General features: G+C 57.0%; 20 protein-coding genes. 12 read left to right on the plus strand and 8 right to left on the minus strand.

Features of this window, described 5'->3' with window-relative positions; all coding sequences use genetic code 11:
- Window positions 1-5: 5 nt before the first annotated feature.
- The 3 genes from dhbA to PSES9_RS0102225 are packed head-to-tail and all read left to right on the plus strand — an operon-like array spanning window position 6 to window position 6,882.
- Window positions 6-812 (plus strand): 2,3-dihydro-2,3-dihydroxybenzoate dehydrogenase, encoded by an 807-nt coding sequence (gene dhbA, locus PSES9_RS0102215; RefSeq protein ID WP_010483560.1) that lies wholly within the window; start codon window positions 6-8, stop codon window positions 810-812.
- Window positions 809-5,398, plus strand: a complete 4,590-nt coding sequence (locus PSES9_RS0102220; protein WP_010483561.1) for a non-ribosomal peptide synthetase — start codon at window positions 809-811, stop codon at window positions 5,396-5,398. Before dhbA ends, PSES9_RS0102220 begins: the two co-directional genes overlap by 4 nt.
- Window positions 5,395-6,882, plus strand: a complete 1,488-nt coding sequence (locus tag PSES9_RS0102225) for an amino acid adenylation domain-containing protein (protein WP_010483563.1) — start codon at window positions 5,395-5,397, stop codon at window positions 6,880-6,882. The genes PSES9_RS0102220 and PSES9_RS0102225 overlap by 4 nt, the downstream gene beginning before the upstream one ends.
- 52 nt (window positions 6,883-6,934) lie before the next feature.
- On the opposite strand, the gene PSES9_RS0102230 is transcribed toward PSES9_RS0102225, so the two are convergent.
- From PSES9_RS0102230 to PSES9_RS0102260, 6 genes are all read right to left on the minus strand, one after another.
- Window positions 6,935-7,876 (minus strand): ABC transporter substrate-binding protein, encoded by a 942-nt coding sequence (locus PSES9_RS0102230; RefSeq protein WP_010483566.1) that lies wholly within the window; start codon window positions 7,874-7,876, stop codon window positions 6,935-6,937.
- 14 nt (window positions 7,877-7,890) lie between these two features.
- Complete coding sequence (locus PSES9_RS0102235) at window positions 7,891-8,700, minus strand: ABC transporter ATP-binding protein (protein WP_010483568.1); 810 nt, start codon at window positions 8,698-8,700, stop codon at window positions 7,891-7,893.
- Entirely contained in the window at window positions 8,700-9,749 is a 1,050-nt protein-coding gene (locus tag PSES9_RS0102240) for a FecCD family ABC transporter permease (RefSeq protein WP_010483569.1), read from the minus strand. Before PSES9_RS0102240 ends, PSES9_RS0102235 begins: the two co-directional genes overlap by 1 nt.
- Complete coding sequence (locus PSES9_RS0102245) at window positions 9,746-10,774, minus strand: FecCD family ABC transporter permease (RefSeq protein WP_010483570.1); 1,029 nt, start codon at window positions 10,772-10,774, stop codon at window positions 9,746-9,748. The genes PSES9_RS0102240 and PSES9_RS0102245 overlap by 4 nt, the downstream gene beginning before the upstream one ends.
- 190 nt (window positions 10,775-10,964) lie before the next feature.
- A complete protein-coding gene (locus tag PSES9_RS0102255; protein WP_010483571.1) occupies window positions 10,965-12,920 on the minus strand; it encodes a TonB-dependent receptor domain-containing protein in 1,956 nt (651 codons plus the stop codon).
- A gap of 63 nt (window positions 12,921-12,983) precedes the next feature.
- Window positions 12,984-14,204, minus strand: coding sequence for an MFS transporter (locus tag PSES9_RS0102260; protein WP_010483574.1), 1,221 nt, complete (start codon window positions 14,202-14,204; stop codon window positions 12,984-12,986).
- A gap of 103 nt (window positions 14,205-14,307) precedes the next feature.
- Here PSES9_RS0102260 and fhuF point away from each other — a divergent pair, with 103 nt between their 5' ends.
- Entirely contained in the window at window positions 14,308-15,162 is an 855-nt protein-coding gene (fhuF, locus tag PSES9_RS0102265) for a siderophore-iron reductase FhuF (protein WP_010483576.1), read from the plus strand.
- Window positions 15,163-15,199: 37 nt separating this feature from the next.
- Here the strand turns inward: fhuF and pobA are convergent, their stop codons facing one another.
- Window positions 15,200-16,384: a 4-hydroxybenzoate 3-monooxygenase gene (gene pobA / locus PSES9_RS0102270; protein WP_010483579.1), complete on the minus strand. Its 1,185-nt coding sequence runs from the start codon at window positions 16,382-16,384 to the stop codon at window positions 15,200-15,202.
- A gap of 129 nt (window positions 16,385-16,513) precedes the next feature.
- Between pobA and PSES9_RS0102275 the strand changes: the two genes are divergently transcribed.
- The 7 genes from PSES9_RS0102275 (at window position 16,514) to PSES9_RS0102305 (ending at window position 22,836) form a co-directional block, all read left to right on the plus strand.
- Window positions 16,514-17,383 (plus strand): helix-turn-helix domain-containing protein, encoded by an 870-nt coding sequence (locus tag PSES9_RS0102275; protein WP_010483582.1) that lies wholly within the window; start codon window positions 16,514-16,516, stop codon window positions 17,381-17,383.
- Window positions 17,384-17,394: 11 nt separating this feature from the next.
- Complete coding sequence (gene pcaQ, locus PSES9_RS0102280; protein ID WP_010483583.1) at window positions 17,395-18,327, plus strand: pca operon transcription factor PcaQ; 933 nt, start codon at window positions 17,395-17,397, stop codon at window positions 18,325-18,327.
- 242 nt (window positions 18,328-18,569) lie between these two features.
- A complete protein-coding gene (gene pcaH, locus PSES9_RS0102285) occupies window positions 18,570-19,286 on the plus strand; it encodes a protocatechuate 3,4-dioxygenase subunit beta (protein WP_010483586.1) in 717 nt (238 codons plus the stop codon).
- An 11-nt stretch (window positions 19,287-19,297) separates the two neighbouring features.
- Window positions 19,298-19,903 (plus strand): protocatechuate 3,4-dioxygenase subunit alpha, encoded by a 606-nt coding sequence (gene pcaG / locus PSES9_RS0102290; RefSeq protein ID WP_010483587.1) that lies wholly within the window; start codon window positions 19,298-19,300, stop codon window positions 19,901-19,903.
- 22 nt (window positions 19,904-19,925) lie between these two features.
- On the plus strand, window positions 19,926-20,942 hold the full coding sequence (gene zapE, locus PSES9_RS0102295) for a cell division protein ZapE (RefSeq protein ID WP_238530352.1): 1,017 nt from the start codon (window positions 19,926-19,928) through the stop codon (window positions 20,940-20,942).
- A 10-nt stretch (window positions 20,943-20,952) separates the two neighbouring features.
- Entirely contained in the window at window positions 20,953-21,894 is a 942-nt protein-coding gene (locus tag PSES9_RS0102300; protein ID WP_010483591.1) for an AEC family transporter, read from the plus strand.
- 99 nt (window positions 21,895-21,993) lie between these two features.
- Complete coding sequence (locus PSES9_RS0102305) at window positions 21,994-22,836, plus strand: IclR family transcriptional regulator (protein WP_010483592.1); 843 nt, start codon at window positions 21,994-21,996, stop codon at window positions 22,834-22,836.
- 248 nt (window positions 22,837-23,084) lie between these two features.
- Here the strand turns inward: PSES9_RS0102305 and PSES9_RS0102310 are convergent, their stop codons facing one another.
- Entirely contained in the window at window positions 23,085-23,345 is a 261-nt protein-coding gene (locus tag PSES9_RS0102310; protein WP_010483594.1) for a DUF2790 domain-containing protein, read from the minus strand.
- An 819-nt stretch (window positions 23,346-24,164) separates the two neighbouring features.
- Here PSES9_RS0102310 and PSES9_RS0102320 point away from each other — a divergent pair.
- Complete coding sequence (locus PSES9_RS0102320; RefSeq protein WP_010483595.1) at window positions 24,165-25,124, plus strand: AraC family transcriptional regulator; 960 nt, start codon at window positions 24,165-24,167, stop codon at window positions 25,122-25,124.
- Window positions 25,125-25,310: the final 186 nt, after the last annotated feature.

Consider the following 25,310-nt stretch of genomic DNA (forward strand, 5'->3'; position numbering starts at 1 on the left):
GAGGAATGAGCGGGTTAATGGATTTTACTGGTCAAACCGTCTGGGTCACGGGCGCCGGGCAGGGGATTGGGCGCAGCGTGGCCGAGAACTTTGCACGCTTGGGTGCGCAGGTGATCGGTTTTGACCTGGGTTTCAACGAAGACAACTACGGTTTCACGCCTTATGTACTGGATGTCGGGGATGCGGCAGCTGTGCGGCAGGCCTGCACAGAGCTGCTTGGCGCACATGGTGTCATTGACGTGCTGGCCAGCGTGGCAGGTGTGTTGCGTCTGGCGCCGATTGAGCAACTGACACTGGAGGATTGGGATGCCTGCATGCGGGTCAATGTCAGCGGGCCTTTCTACTTGCTGCGTGAGCTGATGCCCCGCTTTAAGGTCTGGCGTCGCGGAACTGTGGTGGCTGTGAGCAGTAACGCTGCCCATGTGCCGCGCATGGACATGGCTGCCTACAGCGCATCAAAGGCCGCCTTGGGCAGTTTGATTCGTACCGCGGGCCTTGAGCTTGCCACCTACGGCGTGCGTTGCAATCTGGTCTCGCCCGGATCGACGGATACACCCATGCAACGTGGTATGTGGCGCAGCAACGACGCACCGGCACAGACCATCGCGGGTTTTCCCGAACAGTTCAAATTGGGCATTCCGCTGCAGAAAATCGCCACCCCAGATGAGATCGCCAATGTGGTGTTGTTTCTGGCTTCAAACCTGGCCAGCCATATTACCTTGCAAGACATTGTGCCTGCCCAGCCATATTACCTTGCAAGACATTGTGGTCGATGGCGGCGCGAGCCTGAGCGATTAAGAGGGAACTCATGAGTACGAACATCATTGGCTTGCTCAACCAGCTGTCACGTCAAGGCGTGCAGTTGAGTCTCAACGCTCAGGGTCAGCTGGTTTCCCAGTCGGGCAAGGATGCAATTACGCCCGCGCTGGGCCAGCTGATTCGCGATAACCGCGATGCAATAGTCAGTTGCCTGGCCGCCGAAAAGGCTTTTGCCGAACCGATCAAAGCCCTCAATACCGAGAGCGGGCCGCTGTCATCTTCGCAAAGCGGTTTATGGTTTATCGAGCAGTACGAAGAAAGCTCGCACCTGTACAACATGCCGGTGTACTTCCGCCTGAGCGGTGAATTGGATGTGTCTGCCTTGGCCTTTGCCTTTGATGCACTAATCCAGCGTCATGCCAGTTTACGTACGCGCTTTGTGCGCAATGCCCAAGGTCGTGGTGAGCAACAAGTGATGGCGCATCAGCCACTGACTCTGCATCCTGAAGATATTTCCGAGCTGGAGCCGCAAGCGCGTGAGGCCTATGTGGCCCGGCGAGTGCGCGAGGAGATCAACCGGCCTTTTGACTTGACCTGCGGCCAACTCACGCGAGTGAACCTGTTGCGTCTTGGGGCGCGTGAGCACGTGCTGTTGCTCACCCAGCACCACATCATTTCAGATGGCTGGTCGGTGAAAAACATGTTCGCCGATATCAAGACTGCATTTCTTGCATTCCAGAACCGCAAGGAGCTGGAGTGGGAGGCGCCTGCGCTGAACTATATTGACTACGCCAGTTGGTTTAACTCTGACCTGTTTGGTGATTATCACCGGCAGTTCAAGCCTTTTTGGGTAGAGCGCCTGCGCGGGATCGCGGACGTGCACAGCCTGGTGTTGGATAAGCCGCGTCCTGCACATCAGGCCAGTGGCGGTGAACTGGTATTTTCGACCATAGACAACTCGCTTTGGACGGCTTTCAAGCAGCTCTGTCAACAGCACAACACCTCGCCTTTCATCGGCCTGCATGCGCTCTTCGCATTGCTCCTGGCGCGCCACAGCGGCGAGCGTGACATCGTCATAGGCACCCCGCTGGCCTACCGCGAGCGGCCCGAGATTGAAGCCTTGGTGGGGTTCTTTGTTAACACCCTGGTGCTGCGTACGCAGCTACCCGAGCAGCAAAGCTTTACTGATTACCTGCAAGCGTGCCGTAAGGAAGACCTGCAAGCGTTTGACCATCAACTCTACCGTTTCGAGGCCCTCAGCGAAGCCTTGGGTATGGATCGGCATACGGCTATCAATCCGATATTCCAGATCATGCTGGTGTATCAGGCACGGGTCGATTTCAATGACTTGATACCGGGCTGTAAGGCTGTCGAAGAAACTTCACCGGTGTTGCCGGCCAAGACCGACATCTCGGTAAAGGTGACCGAGTTGATGGACTCGGTACGCGTGGATTGGCTCTACGCTACGGCGTTGTTCGAGCATGCAAGCGTGGAAGGTTTTGCCGAGCGTTTGTTGTTATTGCTCAAGGCCGTGGTGCAGGCTCCGCAGACCGATATTTGGGCATTGCCAATGCTCGATCAGCCATTCGAGCGTGCTACCGCTGCGCGTTTGTCGGCCTTGCCAGAGGTTTACCCTGATCGCTTGACCGCGCTGAGTTTGTTTGAAGAGCAAGTGCGCTTGCATCCGCAACAGGTTGCTTTGGCATCTGGCCAGTCGCTGATGACCTATGCCGAGCTTGATGCCCGTGCCAACCGCTTGGCTCACTGGTTGTTGAGCCAAGGTTATGGCCCAGGCTCTTTGATCGGTGTACTGGCGCGGCGAGACAACAGTTTTGCCGTGGCGGTGATGGCAACGTGGAAAATCAATGCGGCCTATGTGCCCTTGGACCCGGCGTATCCGCCTGAGCGCTTGCAGCACATTATTGGCGACGCGGCAATTGAACAGGTCATTGCCCAAGGCCCGCCATCGGCTGAGCTGGCCAAACTGGTAGGCGGAACAGGTACACAGAGCGCTGTGCGTTGGCTGGACCTGCAGGATGTAAAGCTGCAGGCCCAGCTCGATGCCATGTCCCCAACGGGGCCTGCGTTGGGACATGATCCTCAACAGCTGGCCCAGGTGATCTACACCTCAGGTTCCAGCGGCCTGCCCAAAGGTGTGATGATCGAGCAGGGCGCCTTGGTCAATTTACTGCGTGATCACGCCAAGCGCATGCAGATAACTGAAGACTCACGCATGCTCAATGCAATGTCGTTGTCGTTTGATGCAGGCAACATGTGCGCGTTATTACCTCTGACCCACGGCGCCCGGCTGGTTTGGGGTGACCCTGACGAGCACATGCTGGACGTCATCGAGCGCAGCGCCTGCACGCATATGATTTGTGCGACTGCCTTGCTGGCGAACCTGCCGGTGCGTGAGTTGAGTACATTGCAGGCGGTCGGTTTCGGCGGTGAAGCGTGCCCGGCAGGCTTGATTGAGCGCTGGGCGGGGCGGGTCCGGTTGATCAATATGTACGGTCCCACCGAGGCTACGGTAACTGCGTTGTGCAAGCATTTATCGCCAGAGGGGCAGGTGACGATCGGTACGCCAATTGAGGGTATGCAGGCGCTGATTCTCGATGAGCGCGGCGCGCCGTGTCCGGTCGGAGTGCCGGGCGAACTCTGCCTTGCCGGTCTGGGGCTTGCCCGTGGCTATTTGAATCAGCCGCAGCGCAGCGCCGAAGCCTTTCGTGTCCATCGCGTGGCAGGTGTCAGCGTGCGCCTGTATCACAGTGGCGATAAGGCACGGCTATTAAACAATGGTGAGTACGAGTATCTGGGCCGCCTTGATGAACAAATCAAGCTGCGCGGCTACCGTATCGAACCGGGTGAAATTGAAGCCCAGCTGAGCCTGTGTTGTCCGGAATTGCAGCAGGTCAAGGTTATGGTTCAGCGAGACGGGCAACGCCAGGCATTGGTGGCTTACGCTGCGCTCAAAGCCGAGGCTGCGCAACCGCAGATAGAGGCTGTGCTGCATGATGTTGCGCAGCGCCTGCCTGAGTACATGGTGCCAAGGCAATTGATCTTGCTCGACCAGATGCCGTTAACCCCGAACGGCAAGCTCGATCTGCGCAAACTGCCCCCTGTCAATTTAGCTGCAGACGAGCAACACGCTCCAGCAGCAACCCCGCTAGAAGCTGAAGTGTTGGGTATTTGGCAAGACGTTCTGAACCAGCCATTAGGGGTGCTCAGCGATTTTTTCCAGTTGGGCGGCGATTCGATCTTGAGTATCCAGATGACCACTCGCTTGCGCGATGCTGGCCATATTTGCTCGGTCAAGGAGGTATTTGAAGCCAAAACCGTGCGCCGCTTATGTCGGGTGCTTAGCGGCAAGCGCGAACAAATCGCGGTGCGAGCGGAACAGGGTGTATTGACTGGTGAGTTTGCCTTGCAGCCGATTCAGCGCTGGTTTTTTGAGCAGTCAATGGCAACGCCGCAGCATTGGAATCAGGGCGTGCTATTGCGCCTGCCTGCAGGTGTCGAGCTGACGCAGTTACGCAGCTATTTGCAACAACTGCTCCAGCATCATGACGCATTGCGTCTGGCGGTGACTGCTCACACACAACGCTATCTGCAAAACCTGCCGCTGAGTTTGCCGGCGCAACTTGATTACGCCCAGCTGGGTGACCGCGGGCTGCAAGATGCCCTGACTGAATTGCAAAGCCATTTCGACCCGTGTTTGGCGCGGACACTGTGCTGGGCCGTCATTGATAACCTGCCGCAAGGCCGTGCTGTCTTTATTGCCTGCCATCACCTTGTGGTGGATGCCGTGTCCTGGCGCATTCTGGCCGACGACTTGGCGCGCCTGCACCGTGGTCAGGATTTGCCAGCCAAGACCAGCAGTTACCGGCAATGGGGCGAGGGCCTGCTTGCTTATACCTTGCAGGCGGGAGAACAGCTGAGTTATTGGCGTGAACGCATGGCCGCAATGGATTATCGAATCGCCGATGACTGGGTGAGTGAACAACCAAGCGCCGTTCATCTGCTGGAACTGGACCCTGCAATCACGGAGCAATTGAGCCGCGATGCAACCCGTGTATTTGCCTGTGAAGTGCGCTGTCTGCTTCTAGCTGCGCTGACGCGTGCCCTGGTTGCAATGGAGTTGGGCCAGCGCCAATGGATTTTGCTTGAGGGCCATGGCCGTGAAGCAATCGACCCAAGCCTGGACGTCAGTCGAACCCTGGGCTGGTTTACCAGCATGTATCCGCTGGTGCTGGACAATCAGCCAGATTGGCCGCAACTGATAGCGCAGTGCACCACGCAGCTTGACCAGGTGCCGGACAAAGGTGTTGGCTATATGCCGCTACGCGCCAGTCAAGTGGATGCCCGAACATTGCCTCTGCCGCCCATCGCGCTCAATTACCTGGGAACTGCGCGCACGGGGCAAGCCGACTGGCAACCATTGCCAATTGCACCAGGACGGGCGAGCGCCGCGAACAACCGCTCGACAGAGTTGATCAGCCTGCACGGCGGTATATTCGATGGTCGCCTGACGCTACGACAAATTGGTTGCCTGCGCGATGATCTCAGTGAAAAACTGCTCGCCCACCTGCGGCAGAACCTGCTTGAAATTGCTGACTTGGCTGCCGAGGTGAATCCATGAGCGGGGGAGAGTTGCAGGTCTTAGCAGACGATCTGGCCCACCATTTTGCCCAGGTATTCAGCCAGCATGCAGGGTTCACTGCGCTGGGCTGTGGCGCTGAGGTGCTGAGCTATCAAGACCTGGCCTCGCGTACGGCGACAATTGCCGCGCAGTTGACTCGGGGCGGGGTAACACCAGGCTCAAGGATTGGACTTCATTTGCAACGCGGCCCCGATTTGATAGCAGCGATTTTAGCCTGCCTGCATAACGGTTTGTGCTTTTTGCCGCTGGACCCTGAATTTCCACCACAGCGCCTGCAAGATATTGCCCAGGACGCCGACTTGACCCTGGTGCTGCAAGATACCCACGGCGAAGGTCGTTTCGCCATGCCCAGCCTCTATCTGCAAACTGCTGAAGCTGATGAAGCCGCGAGGCTAAGCTGGCCAGCCTTTGCGGGACGATCACCGGCGTACATGATGTTTACCTCGGGCTCCACCGGGCGTCCGAAAGGGGTGGTGATCAGCCGTCATGCACTGGCTAATTTTTTGTTCGCGGCCAGCAGCCGTCTGGGATTGAGCGCGGCGACTCGCTGGCTGTTCATTACCACACCGGCCTTTGATATCTCCTTGCTCGAAATGCTCGGTCCCTTATGGGCTGGCGGTGCGCTCGAGGTGGTTGGCAGCCCGGCGCACAAAGACCCTGACGCCTTGCTTGCAATCCTGGCTGAACACCATGAGATAAACACTTTGCAAGCCACGCCAGCGTTTTGGCGGATGCTGCTCAAGACCGGCTGGCAAGGGCGTGCGGGGCTGATTGCCTTGTGCGGCGGCGAGGCGCTGGATGCGACCCTGGCCGAAAATCTGGCACCGCGGGTTTCTCAGTTATGGAATTGCTACGGGCCGACCGAGGCGACAGTCTGGTCGATGATGGCACCCGTGCATCTACCGATTGGTGCCGAAGGTATTTTGCTGAGCCATTCACTTGAGGGTTACCGGCACTGGGTGCTGGCGGATAGCGGTGTAGAGTTGGTGGCGGCAGATGAAGGCGAGGTATGCATCGAAGGTCCGTCATTGGCGAACGGCTACTGGGCGCGGGACGACCTCAGCGCGCAGAGTTTCATAGGCTGGCAAGGACGCCAGCTGTATCGTACGGGTGACCGCGTACAGCGCATTGGCGAGGATGCATATCGCTATTTGGGCCGACTCGACGAGCAAGTCAAGCTGCGTGGGTTTCGCATTGAACTAGGTGAAATCGAAGCCTGCTTGCGCGCGATCGATGGCGTTCAGGATGCTGCCGTCAAACTGCAAGGCATTGCGGACGAAGCATACCTGGTCGCCTATATCGAGTTAGGCAAAGGGGTTTGTATTGGCCGTATGACCATCCGCCGCGTACTGCAACAAAGGTTGCCGCACTACATGATTCCATCTCGGATCCTGCTGTTGGACAGTATGCCGAAAACCGCCAGCGGCAAGCTTGATCGTAAAAGCCTGGTGGTACAGGATTGATCAGCCCTTGACCCTTGATGCGGCCAAGGGGGATTGACCCTGTACACAGTCTTCAGGGATGAAGGGGTTTGGCGTCGGTTTTATCGAGCAGTTGCTCAACATCAGCAATAACCTGCAACGCAGCCTGTGGGCCTCCGAGCGAGGTCCACAGCGAGCCGTCAACGGCGCTGAAACGCTTGGCCTGGATGGCGCTGAGTTGCTTGAAGGCGGGCGTTTGTTCAGCCTGATGCAGTGCGTCTACAGCCTCGCCGCTGGTGCTCAAGGTACCAATAACCAACCAGTCTGCATCGAGCAGTTGCAGCGACTCCAGGCTCAATGCCATTGAGTGGGTGTGCCCCGGGTCCTGCTGATACTCCGGGCGCTTCAAGCCAAGGTCGCTGACGATGCTGCTGGCGAAGGAGTCCTTGAACATATAAGAGGGGCCTTTGGGGTTCCAGCGCACAATACTGATGGTCTCGCCTTGGTGCTGTTTCAGCCTCTCTCTTGCCTGGGCGACGCGGGCTTGATAACCCTTGAGCAAGTCGTTGGCCGCAGCGCTGCGGTTGAGGGCGTTAGCGGTACGTTGCAGGCTTTCCTGCCAAGGCCGTGCCCAGCCGAAGGTGACCACCGTGGGTGCAATCTCATTGAGAATCGCCAATTGCTCGGGCTTAACCGGTCCGGTCAGAATCAAGTCCGGTTGCAGCTCCAGGAGCGTTTCCAGGTTTGGGTTGTCTATGTCACCGACCACCTTGATGTCAGCCAGCGCCTTGCTGTCCAGGTAGCGCGGTGGCGCAGCCTGGCCGCGACCATTGATGGTGCCAACCGGGGTGATGCCCAACGCCAGCGCTGCATCAAGATCCAACTCACTCAGGGTGATCACGCGTTTGGGCGAGGCGGGCACAGAGACCTGGTTGCCAAAAGCATCTTCGACCTGGCGAGTGTCTGCGGTTGCTGTCGTGGTGAATAACTGGCTGGCGAGCAGCAAGGGCAAGCTCCAACTGAGGAATTTAAGCATCGCAAGGCTCCTGTTCAAGAGTGAGAAATGGGGTGATTTGAATTTCGCTTTTGACGGCGTGGTACCACCACGGGAGCGCCGTCATCAGGCGCCGACAGAATGTCCACATCGGTGTGATAAAGCTGGTCGACCAGCGCTTTGTTGATCACTTCGCGGGCCGGGCCGATGGCGGCCACGCGTCCCTGGTCAAGGGCGACGATTTCATCGCAGTATCGTGCGGCAACCCCGAGGTCGTGAATCACGATCAAGACGGTGCGACCTTCTGCAACAACGTTGACGACAGCCTCCATCACCTCGGCCTGATGGCCAATATCAAGTGCGCTTGTGGGTTCGTCGAGCAGCACCAAATTGGTGTTTTGCGCGAGAATCATGCCCAGCCAGGCGCGCTGGGCTTGCCCTCCGGATAGCGAGGATGCGGGTTGCTGCCATATATCCTGTAACTGCATGGCCGCGCATGCGCGAGCGACTTGCCTGGCATCGTCTTCGCTCCATTGATTGAACCAGCCCTGGTGGGGGTGACGGCCATATTGCACCAGTTGTTCAACCCGGATGCCGTCCGCCATGACCGGTCGCTGTGGCAGGAATGCCAGCTCACGGGCAAGTGCCTTCATGGCATAACGCTGTATCGGCGTGCCGTTGAGTTCAATGTCGCCGGTTTGTAGCGGCAGTTGCCGGGCGAGCAGTTTAAGCAAGGTCGATTTACCGCTGCCGTTAGGCCCGACAATGCCGATCAGCTTGCCCTTGGGCAGTTCGAAGGAGACATCCTGCAGCACCGTCTTGGCGTGGTAGGAAAAACATAAGTTGTGTGCACGTAAAACAGTCATCAATCAGAGCCTTTACGGTCTTTTAGCAGCAGAATCAGCAGCAGGACTCCGCCGAGCAAACGGGTCATGATTCCCGTGGGAATCTCTTCGGGTTGCGCCAGCAGGCGGGCCAATGTGTCGCTGCCGACGAGCAATACCGCGCCGCATAATGCGGCGAGCCAGATCGGTGCCAAATGATCACGCGCCAACCACGATGCGATGATGGGAGCGGCCATGGCAATAAACACCACGGGACCACCAATGGCTGTACCCAATGCCGCCACTAAGATAGCCACGCCAAGCACGGCCAATTGCAGCGCCGCAACTTTGACACCAAGGTTTTGTGCGGTGGCTTCACCGAAACGCAGCAACGCCAGAGGCCGGTTGAGCCACGCCAGCAGCGGGCAAAGCGCGAGCAGGATCAAGGCAATAGGGCCTACCGTCTGGTAACTGGCACCGGCAAAGTGGCCCATGGTCCAGAGGTAGATGCTGCCCAGATGCACCAGTGGCTGGCTGGCCATCAGAAAGTCGCCAATCGCCCCGAGCAATTCGGAAAGGGCGATGCCGATCACAATAAACAGATAACCTTGCTCGCCAGGGCGGCGGCACAATACAAATAACGCAACGGCTGCCAGCACGGCGCCCAGTGGCGAGGCCCACCACGGCCAGCTTCCAATTGTCAGGTACAGGGCAAAACCAATTACCGCCAGCGAGGCGCCTTCGTTTACCCCAACCATGTCCGGGGTGGCGAGGCGGTTGCGCACCAGGGTCTGAATCAAGCATCCCGACATGCCCATGGCAAGCCCTGCGACTATCACAGCGGCGAGGCGTGGCATGCGAATCTTGAATAGCATGATGTCATTGAGTTTGCTGCCTTGGCCGCTGAGCGTGGCCAGCACCTCAGCCACGCCCATGCGCGCAGTACCAAAACTGATTGCGACGATCACCAATGCAAGCAGCAGACACAGCACCAGCAGGCTGGCGAGCCATGTGCGTCGATGCAACAGTAAGGTCAGGTTGCCCAGGCGAATATGCCAAAGGCCAGATGGCGTGTGTTTTGGCATTGTCATTTGCTCGCCAACAGTGAGCGGAAGCCGCCGCGCAATACAATCGCAATTAGTGCGGGAGCGCCTACCGCAGCGAGCAGGGTGCCCACCGGCAGCTCAAATGGCTGCACCAAACGCCGGGCCAGAACATCTGCAGTCAATAGGAAAAGCATGCCGAATAAGCCCGAAAACAGTAGTTGACGGAGCAAGGCCACTGGTTCGAACAGGCGTGCAGAATAAGCAGCGAGAAAACCGACAAAACCAATAGGGCCAGCCAATGCGATTGCGCAGGCGGTTAGCAAGGTGGATGCGATGAGTACGCCAATCCGCACCCAGCTGGTTGCAATGCCCAAGGCGCGGGCTTGGCTGTCGCCCATCTGCATCAGGGTCAGTTGGCGGCAGAGCAATGCCGCTAGCATCAAACCGAGAAAAACCAGGGGGCTGACCGTGGTCACAGCCGACAGCTCTGATGCCGACAGTGAGCCCAGGTTCCAGTAGCGAAACTGCTCCAGTGCGGCGCGGGTTGAGAGCAACAGAAAGTTGGCCGTGCCACCAAATACTGCAGCCAGGGCCATGCCGGCGAGAATGAGTTTTAGCGGGCTGGCTTGTCCCATCAAAACGCCAATGCCGAGGACGATGAGGTTTCCCAACAAGGCGCCGGCGCCAGCCCAGAGCAAATAACCCCGAGTCGACTCGACGCCGAAATAAATCAAGCCGATCACCAGGCCCAGCACCGCGCCTGCGTTGACCCCCAGCAAGCCCGGTTCAGCCAATGGGTTACGGGTTGCACTCTGCAACAGGGTCGCGGCCAGCGCCAAGCTGCCACCAACCAGTAACGCAGCGAGCGTGCGCGGCAGGCGCAGTTGGTCGACAACCATGGCCAGCTTTTCGTCAGCCACAAGACCTGGGTCGCCCAGTAAATAACCCAGCACATCCGTTGCGCCATATTGGCCAGCGCCTGTGGCCATCGACAGCACCAGCAATATGCCTAGCAGTGTGCAACCTGCCACAAATGCCAGGCGTTGATGGTCGCGGAGGGTTTGCTTCATGAATTTACTCTGTAACCTCTGAAAAAATACGCTTCCGCCAGCGGCGGCTTGCTTGAAGCTGCAGCCACTGAGCCGAGCGCGATTTGTCCGATGATTTTGCTGTTTTGCCCATTGCTGCCACTCCTTGGCATTGCGGCTATTGATTAGATGAGTGGGCGGCCCCGACGATAAAGGTCGCCGGGGCGCAGGGTTACAGGTCGTAATTGAAACCGACGTAGAAGGTGCGGCCCATCAAGATATGGTCGATGGATTGGGCAACGTCATCGCGCTTGGTGTTGGTGATGTTATTCATCCCGGCTTTTAGCGTGAGCTCCTTGGTTGCATGGAACCGGGTGCCGGCGCTCAGTGTTTGATACTCGTCCGACTCGAAGCTGGCCGAGCGGGCAGGCACTACGACCATTTGACTGCCGATGTACTGATAGTCGAGGTTCATGTCGACTTTGGGCATGATTTGCCAGTCAATACCGATATTGGCGATATGTTTCGGCGAGTAATTGAGTTGCTCGTCGGTATCGCGGTCTTCGCCGTCAGAGTAGGTGTAGTTAGCCCGGCCGGTCAGGGCATCGGTGAATACATAGCTGCCTTGCAGTTCGTAACCCTGGACGCGTGCCTTGCTGACGTTGGTGTAGGTCATCACTGCAGGGCGATAGCCTGCACGCCAGCTGTCGCTGACGATCATGTCTTTGATGTCATTGTGGAAGAACATGATGCCTGCCTGCAGACGGTCATCTTGGTACAAAGTGCCGAACTCGAAGCTGACCGAGGTTTCCGGGTCCAGATCCGGATTGCCGACAATCTCACACATGCCACGACAGGCCAGCACGCTGTATGACTCGTCGGACTGAGTGATGTCCGGCGCCTTAAATGCCTTGCCGGCGCCGCCCTTGAGCACCCAGCTGTCGCTCAGGTTGTAGATACCGTAAATGCGCGGACTGAACTCGCCGCCATAAACTTCGTGATCGTCCCAGCGCCCGCCCAAGGTGATGTCGAGTGCGCCGAACGAAAACTCGTCTTGTATGTACAGGGCTTTTTGATCAACTTCGGTTTCTTTGCCGAGGTTCTGGTTGTGCTCAAGGCTGGTGCGACGGAACTCGGCACCTGTGGTGATCAAGTGGCTTCCCAGACTTCCGCTAATCTGGCCATCAAGGGTGTGGTTCTTCTGTTTGACCTTGCCTTTTTTGCCATGCAGGCGGGTGATGATTCCGGAGTCATCGGACAGGTCGACATCTTCAAAGTAGTAACGGGCACGCGAATCGAAGCTATCCCAGCGGCCGTTGTGTGCGATGCCGAATGTGTTGCGTTCCATATCCTGCTTGTTGGTGACCAAGGCACCAAAATTGTTCCAGCGCGCTTTGCGATCGTCTTCGCGGTGGCTTGCATCAATATCGATGCTTTGCTGTTCGTCGAGCAACCAGCTCATCGAACCCAGTACGCTGTTGCCTTGGCGTTGTTCTGTGGCGTCAGTGCCTTCAAGGCTGAGCTGGTCACTCTGCCAGGCTGCTTGGTCCGTGCCTTGAACAACCAGATTACCCAGCAGTTTATTCTCAAGCAGCGCGCCGCTCAGGTAGCCGCTGGCAAGGTGTGTGTCGCCATTGTCACCTTCGGTTGGGTGCTCGTAGCTGTAGCCAAAGCCCGCTTCGGTTTTGTTGGTTGGCTGACGCAAGATGATATTGATAACGCCACCCAGCGCATCTGCACCGTACAGTGATGACATAGGGCCGCGGATGACTTCAATGCGTTCAACCGCCGCCATTGGGATCGAAGACAAGTCAAAGTCATTGGCATAGTTCGAGGTCAATGCATCGCGCGAGTTGATCCGACGCCCGTTGACCAGCAACAGGGTGTAGTCCGAATCCATTCCACGAATCTTGATCTCTTTGCGGCCATAGGCCGAAGAGGTGTTGATATGCACGCCGGGGATGCGCTTTACCGCATCAGCAAGGTCATAGACCGGCATTTTATCCAGATCCGCGCGGGTGATAACCGAGGCGCTGGCTGGCACGCTAAGTTCGTTATGAGCTGTTTGCGATGCGGTCACAATGCTGTCTTCGAGTTTGACGGCACTGTCGGCAATGGCAGCAATAGGTAGCAGGCTGCTGAGTAATCCCAGAGAAAGATTGCGGTTGATGCTTCTTGCAAATGACATGGCGATTTCCGTTATTAGTAGATGTGCTGGCTCTCAATGGCTGCTCTTGGGGGAGCGCAGGGGTTACCCTGCGTTTATTGTTATTCCTGCGTTTTGGCTGGCGGCATCACGGCGCTGGATGCCGCGCTGGAGTAGCCACATACCCACACCAGTGAGTAGTCCAACGACGACATAGAAACCGCTCAGCTGGTTGAATCCTTGTAGGTGGTTATTCGCGTCGGCAGTCAGGTACAGGGCCGAAAACAGGCTGCCAAGCCCCGCTGCGACATTGCTGACCGTGCCCTGGAATGCCATGAAAGCAGCGCGTTGATGAGGTGCCGGAATGCCTGCCGCTATGGTCATGCTGCTGTTAGTGCGCACTGCGCTCGTCGCCATAAACAGTACAAATACCAAGTAAATGGGCAGGCCGGCTGGACTGGCAAAACCCAGCCAGGTAGTCAGGGCTAAACCGCCGCTGCTGAGTAATATGACCGGCACGACCTGGCCGCGATCGAGACTGACACCGGCCAGACGCATAGCTACCAGGCTGGCAAGACCGCCGCAGAGAAACAGCAAGCCGATTTGTTCGCGGGGGAAGTCCAAATTGAATTGGAAGTAGTTTGAAAAGTGCGGCACAAGCAAGAAATGGCCGGAAATCTGTAGCGTCGTGATCGCCAATGCACCCAGGCACAACGGCGACTTGAGCAAGGGCAGTACCGAGCCTTTAGGGCGTGGCGCATGCTGAGGAACCTGCAGCAACAGTTGGCACAGCAGGGCCAGCAACAGACCAAAACCACCGAAAAAGATAAAGGGTGCCTGCCAACCCCAGCGCAAGGCCAGTTCCAGCGCCAAAGGCACGACCACGATTGCCGCAATGGAAAAGCCCATGCCGATATAGGCCAGTTTTCGACCGCGTTCTGCCGGGGCAATAATGTCCAGCATGCTCGCCATCAAGAGCGCAGACATGGGGCCAGCGATCAAGCCTGAGAGTACAAAGAGCAGAATCAATTGGTGTTCGTTGGTCGCCATTGCACAGCACAGCAGCAAGGCAAAGCGCAGAGCCAGCAGGACGACCAGCGCGGGTTTGCGTTTCAGGCTATCTAGCCAGGGTGCCGCAAAAGCCATGCTCAAGGCTGAGGCGAGAGTGGCTGCTCCGCTGATATAGCCAACGTGAGTGGCCTGCATGCCCAGGTGACGGACGAGGTCAGGCGCCAGCGGCATGACCATCATCAGGCTGCCAATGGAGAGCAGGTTAATGAGCATGGCCAAATGGATGGCAGCATTTTTTCGCCATAATTCACCCATATTGATTGCGCTCCGCATTAAACCTGGGCCGCATCTTAAGGAATAGATGTATTATGTGCAAATGCTAATCATTAATATTAAGATTCATTAATTTGAGTTGAAGATGACCCGGTTCTCCAAAGCGTCACCCCAGAGTGGTAAGTCGGATATTGGCGAGAACATCTTGGCAGCGCCTGAGTCATTCGTGCCGGCTCAAAGCTGCAGGGCAGAACCCCTGCTGGCTGGCCTAGAGCCATTGTTTGTTGGCCAGCTGGCAAAATTTCGCAATGTGTTTGTGCTCAAAGATGACCCGCGCGAGGCCATAGCGGGGTCTGATTTTCTTTCGGCACAAACCCTGACCGAACTGATGGTGAAGTTTCGCCCGCAGTTTGCCGCAGCGGATCAACGGGGCCTGGCCTCGATCTGGGCCAACCAATACTTCAATCGTTTATTTCCAGCGGTCATCAGCGCTGTGCTGTTGCTGGATCGGCGCGTACCTTTGCGCATCGAGAAAATGTCGATGATCGTTAACAGCCAGGGCCTGGTCGAGGCCTTCAAACTACCCGCCGGGTGTGAGCCTTTAGCGCCTTCAGACAATCCGTTTGCACGCTTCGCGCATTTGCTCGAGGACCATCTCCAGCCCTTTATCGAAGCGTTGCGCGAGGCAACGGGGGTGCCGGCAAAGGTACTTTGGAGTAACGCCGGTAACTATTTTGAAGCCTGGCTCGGGCAGCTAAGGGAACGGACGCAGGAGGCGCACTTATTGTCCGATGGCGAGCGCTTGTTGAGCTGCTCGCTGCGTCCGGATGGTTCGCGAAACCCACTGTATGCACCGGTTCGATACCTGGAGGTAAAGCAGGCAGATGGTCTGGCCCGGCAATGGCGTCAACGGCGCATGTGTTGCATCCGTTATCTCTTGCCAGAGGTATCCCTGTGCCCCAATTGTCCACGGCTTAAGCAACCTGTAGAGAGCGAGTAACCTGCATTTGTCAGTAGCGGTTCGTGCCTTGGGCGCTTCACTCGACGACCTCGTAAGGCAGGCCAACATAGTTTTCCGCGATGGTTTTGCGCCCGGCTTCAGAGCCTACAAAGTAGTCCAGCTCGGTTTGTTGCATGCGTTGGCTGAAGGCGTCGGTGCCTGGGAATTTGTGCAACATTGAGGTCATCCACCATGAGAAACGCTCAGCTTTCCAGATGCGTTTCAGGCACAGTTCTGAATAGCGTTCGAGCAGGTCGCTGCGGCCTTCGTGGTAGACCTTGTGCAGGATTCGGTACAGCGTGTTGACGTCACTGGCGGCCAGGTTCAGGCCTTTGGCCCCAGTGGGCGGAACTATATGTGCGGCATCGCCGACCAGAAACAGATGGCCGTACTGCATCGGCTCGACCACAAAGCTGCGCAGCGGTGCGATTGATTTTTCTATCGAGGGGCCGGTAATCAGGCGTGCTGCTGTGTCTGCGGGAAGGCGGCTTTTGAGCTCATCCCAGAAACGTTGATCAGGCCAGTCTTCGACTTTTTCTTCTGCCGCGACCTGAACGTAATAGCGGGTGCGAGTGGCGGAGCGCATGCTGCACAGGGCAAAGCCACGCTCGTGGTTGGCGTAGATCAGTTCTTCGTTTACTGGTGGCGTATCGGCTAGGACCCCGAGCCAGCCGAAGGGATAAACACGTTCGAATTCTTGCAGCACGCCATCGGGGATCGATTGCCTGGATATGCCATGGAATCCATCACAACCGGCGATATGGTCGCACTCGAGACGCACTGTTTCACCGTCGTGGCTGAAGGTTACAGAGGGTTTTTGACCCTTGAGATCATGCAGTTGCGCATCCTTGACGTTATAGAAGGTCCTGGCGCCACTGGCTTGGCGTGCGTGCATCAAATCGCGGGTGACCTCGGTCTGGCCGTAGATCATCACTGTCTTACCGCCTGTGAGTTGCTTGAGGTCGATGCGCTCGCGGCGACCGGCAAAAGCCAGCTCAAAACCATCATGGGGCAAGCCTTCGCTGTCCATGCGTTGGCTCACGCCAGCTTCGCGCAGCAGGTCGACCATGCCTTGTTCGAGCACCCCGGCGCGAATACGACCGAGCACGTAGTCCGGGGCCTGGCGTTCAATAATGATGTTGTCGATACCGGCCTTGTGCAGCAGTTGGCCGAGTAGAAGTCCGGATGGGCCGGCGCCAATAATAGCGACTTGAGTCTTCATTGTTATTGTCCTGTGCAAGCTGGCGATTGAGCTTGATGTGGTGAAGTCGCCTGTATTTTTGGTGGATCGCCGGGGCAATTGAAGGCACTATCCGATTACTTTCATGGACTTTTCGAGGATCGCCAGCCCGTGACCAAGGCCGTAATCAATAGCGTCCCGGTGTTCAAGCTGTATGGCGAAACAGCTGCTTGGCCGACGCCTGACCTGATTCATTGTGAGTCGATTGCCGAACGCAGCCGCCTGCATGACTGGCAAATAAAGCCGCATCGCCATGGTGACCTGGTGCAGGTGTTGTATGTCGGGGCAGGGCTGGCCGAGCTCGAGGTCGAGGGCCAGGTCAATCGGGTGAGCCAGGCATCACTGCAAGTGGTGCCTGCATTGAGTGTTCACGGATTTGGCTTTTCCGAGGATGTACAAGGTTACATCCTGAGTCTTGCCCAACCGCTGGTGGACATGCTCAGCACCGCCCTGGAAAGCACGCCACTGGCCACGGCCGCTTGTTATGAGCTGGGTTCGCAACGGGGTTATGTCAATGCGTTGTTCGAATCCATCGCCCAGGAGTACAGCGAGCCAGCGCTGGGGCGTGAAGTGATGTTGCAATCACTGATCAGTGCTTTGCTGGTGTGGGTTGCCCGGCGCTCACAGGCAGTTGATGGCAATGAAGCGCAAATACCTGACCGGGGTCGTGAGCATTTGCAGCGCTTCACCCATCTGCTGGAGATCCATTACCGCGCGCACAGGCCCATCGAGTTTTACGCCAGCGAACTGGGTATCAGCGCCGCTCACCTCAATGCCTTGTGTCGGCGCCTGGCAGGTCAATCCGCCTTGCAGCTGATTAATCAGCGGTTGTTGCTGGAGGCCAAGCGTTCATTGGTTTATACCGCCATGACGGTTAATCAGGTTTCCGATAGCCTGGGGTTTTCCGAACCGGCGTATTTTTCCCGTTTTTTCAAGCGCGGTTGTGGGATCACTCCCAAGGCCTTTCGTTTACAGCGTTGAACCCGAACCCTATGAATATTGATAACCGCATCAAGTTTCGTCATTTGCTATGTTTTCTCGAAGTGGCACGCCAAGGCAGCCTGGCGCGCGCCGCCAATGAGCTTGCAATCAGCCAACCCGCGGTTTCCAAGACCCTCAAGGAACTTGAGGAAATCCTCGCCAGCCGCTTGTTCGAGCGCAGCAAGCAAGGCGTGACACCAACTGCCGCTGGCTTGGCTTTCTTGCGTTACGCCGGGCCAAGCGTGCAAGCCTTGCAAGAAGGTGTGCGCAGTCTGCGTTCAGGGGAGCATGAAGCTGGCGTGGTGCGCCTGGGCGTGTTGTCGACGGTCGAGAGCTCGTTGCTACCGGATGTGGTCAGGCGCCTGCACCAAGCCCACTCGGCCTTGGTTGTCAGTGTCGAAACCGGGCCCAGTGCCTATCTGCTGGACCAACTGCGTGTTGGTGCATTGGACTTGGTGGTCGGCCGCATGACCGACAGCCCGCAGATTGCCGGGCTGACATTCGAGCACCTGTACAGCGAGTCGATGGTGTTGGTGGTCAGCCCTGGCCATCCCTTGCTGCAGGTCAACTTGAACGATCGCAGCCGCCTGGGCGATTACCCCGTGGTGTTGCCGCTGGCAGGCACCACTATTCGCCGTTTTGCCGACAGCCTTTATGTGCAGTGCGGTATTCATCTGCCACAACAGCGCCTGGAAACCTTGTCCATCGCCCTGAGTCGGCGCTACGTGCAATCCAGCGCGGCTGTCTGGGTGGCGCCCCATGATGCGGTTCGCCAGGATCTGGCCCGCGGCGAGCTGGTGCTGCTCGACCTGGGGCTGAAAGAGCCGGGTGGCTCAGTGGGGATCTGCAGCAACCCATCGACGGCCGCTACCTTGGCGGCGCAATGGTGCCGTGAGGCCCTGCGTGCGAGCGCCGTCGAATACCTTGAACAGTACGAAGTCTGATCACTCCAGGCATCAGTTTTGGGCGTCGCGGCGCCGCTCGGTCAAAGTTTTGCTGCATTCGTAAGCAGGCAGCGAGTGGCGTGCCGGAGAAAATTGAATTGGTTATGGAGATATCCATAACCAATTGGTTATGAATGACGCTGATCTTTTCAATATCCACCCGGGGTTTTGTGCAGGAGACTTGCCGCTGGTCCATACCGGCCAGCAGCAAGTCTCATGCATTCTAATAAGAGGATATCGATATGTCTGATGCGCAGAGCCGCTTTGTCATTCGTGACCGTAATTGGCACCCAAAGGCGCTGACGCCTGACTATAAAACTTCGATTGCACGTTCACCACGTCAGGCGCTGGTGAGTATTCCTCAATCAGTTTCGGAGACCACTGGCCCGGATTTTTCGCACCTGAAGATGGGCGAACATGACAACGACCTGTTGCTCAATTTCAACAACGGCGGTTTGCCTGTGGGCGAGCGCATTATCGTGGCTGGGCGGGTGATCGATAAGTACGGCAAGCCAGTCCCGCACACGCTGGTTGAGATGTGGCAGGCCAACGCCGGCGGTCGCTATCGCCACAAGAATGACCGTTACCTGGCGCCGCTTGATCCTAATTTTGGTGGCGTAGGCCGTGCCCTGACGGATCGTGATGGCTACTACAGCTTCCGCACGGTCAAACCTGGCCCTTATCCATGGCGCAACGGCCCGAATGACTGGCGTCCAGCGCATATTCACTTTTCCATCAGTGGCCCGGCCATTTCCACGCGCTTGATTACCCAGCTGTATTTTGAGGGCGACCCGCTGATTCCGATGTGTCCGATTGTCAGGTCGATCGCCAATCCCGATGCGGTGCAGAGCCTTATCGCCAAGCTTGATATGAGTGCGGCCAATCCAATGGATTGCCTGGCGTATCGCTTCGATATCGTGCTGCGCGGGCAGCGTCAGACTCATTTCGAAAATCGTTGAGGGGAACTGTCATGCCTATTGAATTACTCACCGAAACCCCTTCGCAAACCGCTGGCCCCTATGTGCATATCGGCTTGGCCTTTGCCGCTGCGGGCAATCCTGCACGCCCCCAGGAAATCTGGAACCAGATGGCTAAACCCGAGGCGCCGGGCGAGCACATCCTGTTGATCGGCAATGTCCATGACGGCAACGGTCATCTGGTCAAGGATTCGTTCCTGGAGTTTTGGCAGGCTGATCATCAAGGCCGCTACGACAGCGACTACGACCTGGAAAAACCCTTCAATTGCTTTGGTCGTACCGCTACCACCTTCGAAACCGGTGGCTGGACACTACACACCATCAAGCCGGGTGTGGTGAACAACGCCGCAGGTGTGCCCATGGCGCCGCATATCAATGTTTCCCTGTTCGCCCGGGGGATCAATATTCACCTGCAAACCCGCTTGTATTTCTCCGATGAGGCAGAAGCTAACGCAGCAGACCCGGTGCTTAACCTGATCGAGCAGCCGCAGCGACGTGAGACCTTAGTCGCCCAGCGCTGTGAAGTGGACGGCAAACTGGCTTATCGGTTTGATATCATCATTCAGGGCGAGGGAGAGACGGTGTTCTTTGACTTCTAGCGAGCGCCTTCCTGAGCAACTCGTGCGTGCGCACTTTACGACGTTGCTCAGTGACAAAGGCTTTAGCGCCGACCCTGCACAACAGCTAGCCATTGACCGTCTCGGTCAGTGGCTTTCGGCGTTTCTGGCACCGCGTACGCGTTGGTCAGCTAAACCTGTCGCCGGGGTCTATCTGTGGGGCGGGGTGGGGCGCGGCAAAAGCTTTATAATGGATGCGTTCTTTGCTGCCGCACCTTTGCAAGACAAGCGTCGGGTGCATTTCCATGCATTTCTGCAGGAGTTGCAACAGCGGATGCTGGCGTATAACGGCCAGCCCGATCCATTGGCCCGGGTTGCAGGTGACATCGCCAAGCGCGTGCGCTTGCTCTGTTTTGACGAGTTTCATGTACACGATATTGGCGATGCGATATTGCTTGGGCGCTTGCTAAAGGTCCTGGTCGAAAAGGGCGTCGGTGTGGTCTGTACGTCCAACTATGCGCCTCAAGGCTTGTGCCCCAATCCGCTGTATCGCGAACGTTTCAAACCGGCCATCAGCTTGCTTGAGCAGCGCTTTGCGGTTGTGCAACTTGACGGCGGAGCCGACTATCGCCAGCGCGCAGCTTATTGCTGGGGTGAATACATCTGGCCGGTCGAGGCGTCCAGTGATGTGCTTGGCAAGCGCCTGGGGCTTGGCGATAGCGCTGAATATGACTGCGAAACAAGCCTTAATCATCACCCGCTGAGGCTACGCGCGCGGGAGGCTGGGATGCTCTGGCTGGATTTCAGCGAGCTGTGTCGAAAACCTCGCTCCAGTGCGGACTTTCTCTGGCTCTGCGACCAGTATCGACAATTGGCGGTGACTGGCGTGCCTTGCCTGGATGCCGAGGGGATTGATGTACAGCAGCGTTTTCTCAATTTTATCGATATCGCTTACGACAGCGGCGTGCAGCTCCTTCTAGGCTGTGAGGCGAGCCTGGATGAGCTGTGCCTGGCGGGCAGTCATGTCGACTTCTCACGCACTCGCAGCCGTTTGCAGCAACTCTGCCAACTGAAGTATTGAGTTCATCATTATGTTGCAGATACTGGGCATCACAGCGCCGATTTTCCTGATTATCGGCATTGGCTTTATCGCCACTCGCTTGCAATGGATCAGCCGCGAGCAAGTGGCCGGGATGGGGCGTTTTGTTATCAGCTTTGCGCTGCCAGCGCTGGTGTTCAAGGCGCTGGTCGAACGACCGCTGGATGAGGTGTTCGAGCGCAATTACCTGCTGGCCTATGGCTTGGCTTCGCTGCTGGTGTTCGCGCTGGGCTTTGCCGTTTCACGGCGCTGGCGTGGTGACGGTCTCAGCGCCAGCGCCATCAGTGCCGTGGGCATGTCCATGTCCAACAGTGGCTTTATCGGTTATCCGATTGCCGCCCTGGTGGTCGGTGAGGCCGCTGCGGTCGGGTTGGCCATGGGCGTGTTGATCGAAAATCTGCTGATGCTGCCGCTGGCTTTTGCTTTGGCCGAGGTGGGCGAGAGCCAGGGTCTTGGCCTGCGTGCAACTGCAGTTGCAACCGGCAAGCGGCTGCTGAGCAACCCCATCATTATTGCTATTTGCCTGGGGTTGCTGGTTGCGCTGCTGGGCTTGCATGTGCCTGCCATACCAATGCGTGCGGTAGACATGCTGGCTCAGTCTTCCGCACCTGTGGCCTTGTTTGTGATTGGTGGCAGCCTGGTGGGAATGCGCGTTGGCGGCATGGTCACCGACCTGCTGCAGATCAGCCTGGGCAAGTTGGTCTTGCATCCTCTGGCAGTGTTGCTGTGCTTCAGCTTTCTGCCTGTGTCAGATCCGAGTTTGCGCGTGGCTGGCGTGTTGTTCGCCTGTGCGCCGATGATGAGTATTTACCCCATAGTCGGCCAGCGTTTCGGCTTGCAAGGACGCTGCGCGGCGGCCTTGGTCGGCGCCACGCTGCTGTCGTTCGTGACCTACAGCCTGTTTATCGGCTGGCTCGCCGGGCCGCACCTGTGAATGCTGCCTATGCTAGCTGTCTGCAAGCAGAGATTGCGATTATCGAGCACTGGTTCGATAATCGCGCAAGGGCTCGAATGTCAATAAAGGAAAACTGCAATGAGCGATGAGCAACGCCAACCGATTTCAACCCTGGCGCCGCCTATTGTGGTCTCGCCAGCAAAACGGATTGAAGCCCTGACCGGCGACCCTAATTTCATGACCTCGCTGGCCCGTGGACTGGCCGTGATTCATGCATTCCAGGAGCGCAAGCGGCACCTGACCATTGCCCAGATCAGCCACCGTACCGAGATTCCCCGCGCGGCTGTACGGCGTTGCCTGCATACCCTGATCAAGCTTGGCTATGCCACGACCGATGGGCGCACCTATTCGTTGCTGCCGAAGGTATTGACGCTTGGTCATGCCTATCTATCCTCGACGCCGCTGGCGGTAACGGCCCAGCCAATCCTCGACCGGATCAGCGAGCAGCTGCATGAAGCCTGTTCAATGGCCAGCCTGGAAGGGGATGAAATCCTCTACATCGCCCGCTCGGCTACGCCGCAGCGTTTGATATCAGTCGATCTCAGCGTCGGCAGCCGCTTGCCCGCGTACTGCACGTCAATGGGCCGGATCCTGCTGGCGGGGTTGGATAACCTGACCCTTGATGAATACCTTGAGCACGCCGACCTGCAGATCAAGACCAGTCGCACCCTGCATACCCCCGAGGCATTGCGCGAGAATATCGAGCAGATCCGCCAGCAAGGCTGGGTGATCATCGACCAGGAGCTGGAGATTGGCTTGCGCTCGATCGCCGTGCCACTCAAGGATTCAGCTGGCCAGGTACTGGCTGCACTGAACGTAGGCACGCACGTCAGTCGTACCAGTCGCCAGGAACTCGAAAGCCGTTTTCTACCGGTGCTGCTCGAGGCCAGCAAGGAATTGAGCACCCGTTTGTTTCACTGAGCGCTGGTGCTACTGGAAAGGTTCGCAACTGGCGATGTGCGCGTTGGTTTTAGTGCGGCGGGCAATTGCGGGGGCATGTGCTGTCGGTTTCCCCTACAGTCATGACCAGGTCATGAGAGCCTAAGATTGGGCCCGTATTATACATATCCGTGGGGGCTCGGCTGGTCGAGCATTCCCGAATACCGCGTGTTGCAGCCTCCATTTTTTCAACCAGCCGGCGGCGCCAAACGCTCTTCCAGTGTCGTGGTTCAGTAGGCGCAGTTGTTGCCCAGACGTTGGTACTGTAGTCGGTGCTTCTGACCTTTTGAGTCTTCATAGACCATGGTTGCGATAACTACACCGCAGCCTTCACCGGTCGCTGTCTGCGAGATAATGCGAGCCACATCGAGCGTGTCACCGTAATGGTAGGTCTCGGTTTTCACTGACGTATCTGAATTGGCGGGGGTGGTGGCCGCAGCAGCCCACGGGGTGACAAGCCCCAGGCAAGCTGCCAACGCTAAACTTTTCATTTTTCACCTCTGTTGGTTAACGACAGATCCAGCTTAAAACCCGCTGACAAGGCTAACCAGAGGTGAAAGTGAGAAGATCTTTTGCCTGATACGTAATAATCAAGGGACTATGCATTGTTGTTGCTCCGCAGGATTATCCAGAATGGTATGAGACTTGAGCCAATACCAGGCGGCGCGCTCCAGATAACGTTCACCTACCTTGGCGTCCGGGCTGCGCTGGAGGAGTCTGGCTTGCAGGTTGGATGCAAGCTCGCTTATCAAGAAAGAGACTTGCTAATTCGATAGATTCATCGAGTTGGTGGTCGCCTTGAATGTGCCGCAATAGACCACCTGAACAAACACTGGCATTGGCTGGAGCGCATTCATCAACCCTCACCTGAATGGTGCATATGCTCGCCACTGAGATTATTACGCATCATAAAAATATCATCCGTGCTCGCCATTAACTTTTCAGGCCTGGTGATTAGGCATAAGTGGCGTTCGGGTGAGCACAATTGTTGACCTCTAGTAATTGCGGTTGCCGGTGCAGGTGGGCAGAAATGCCACAACTAATTGTCAGGTCCGAGCAGATATTGATGAAAGATCGCTGCCCGTTCATCGAGATAGTGTTCGATTATCGAACATTGCTAGTGCTGCTGGCTTGTTTGTTGGCGGCTCTATCTCGCCTATTTGCGGGTCATTATCAGCACTTGAAGTGTGCTTGTAACCAATTATGCCCGGTTCGTTTTTTCGTGAGTAAAAGCGCTTAATATCTAAAAAAGAACTCGCGTCAGCCGTTGCATGGCGCCAGTCATACAAAAAATATAAGAGTGTGATGTCATGATTGCTGGCTTGCTGAGTGCTTCTAGTAGCGTCTTTGAGCGCGCTGATCCCCATGCCGTTTCCGACTACGTCAATCAGCACGTGGGCGGTCATTGCATTCGTATGCCGAAAACGGGTCACCCGCTTGCCAGCCTTAACCATCGCAACTTTGCCAACCTCGACCTGTGTCGTATCAGCTACGGCGGCACCGTGCGTGTGACTTCGCCAGCACTGGAATCCATTTATCACCTGCAGATCCTCTTGCGTGGCCATTGCTTGTCCCGTTCGGGGAACAATACTGAGCATTATCTGGGCCCGGGAGAACTGTTGCTGATCAACCCGGACGATCCGGTAGACCTGACATATTCGGATGACTGCGAAAAATTTATCCTGAAAATTCCGACCAGCTTGCTTGAGTCGATTTGCACCGAGCAACGTTGGCAGCGCCCGGACATTGGCGTGCGCTTCTTGCAGAATCACTACCGGCTCGACCAGTTGAGTGGCTTCATAAACCTCATGGCGATGGTATGCATGGAGGCAGAAGCCGATCAGCCGCTGGTGCGCGTGCAGGAGCATTACGCGCAAATTGTTGGAACCAAGCTGCTTTCACAGATGCAGACCAACGTATGCCGTGAAAGTCTGGGCGGCCAGAGCGCCAGCTTCGAGCGGGTTGTCGAGTACATCGAACGTAACCTCAAACTCGATCTCAGCAGTGAAGTGCTGGCCGAGCAAGCTCGCATGAGCGTGCGCTCGCTCTATGGCTTGTTTGAGCGTCACCTGGATGTCACGCCACAGCAGTACATCCGCCAGCGCAAGCTCGAACGCATAAATGCCTGTCTCAGTGATGCCAGTTGTCCGGTGCGCAGCCTGACCGAGTTGGCGCTTGATTACGGCTTTTTGCACCTCGGCCGCTTCTCCGAAAACTACCGCCGTCAGTTCGGCGAACTGCCTTCCGAAACCCTCAAACATCGCACCTGAACTGCTGCGAAAAAACAGTGTGCCGGACATTGACCGGTGCACGGCCTGCTGTTGCATATCCCAAACTCGAACGTTTTACCCGCTAACGCGATTGTCAGTGTGCGGGCGTATTCGTGCTTTGCAGAAAGTGGATAGTGGTCTGCATTAAACGGATATTACCCCTTCAAACATGCGCCTAACCTGAGC

The sequence above is a fragment of the Pseudomonas sp. S9 genome (assembly GCF_000222125.1).
GTDB classification, from domain to species: domain Bacteria; phylum Pseudomonadota; class Gammaproteobacteria; order Pseudomonadales; family Pseudomonadaceae; genus Aquipseudomonas; species Aquipseudomonas segetis.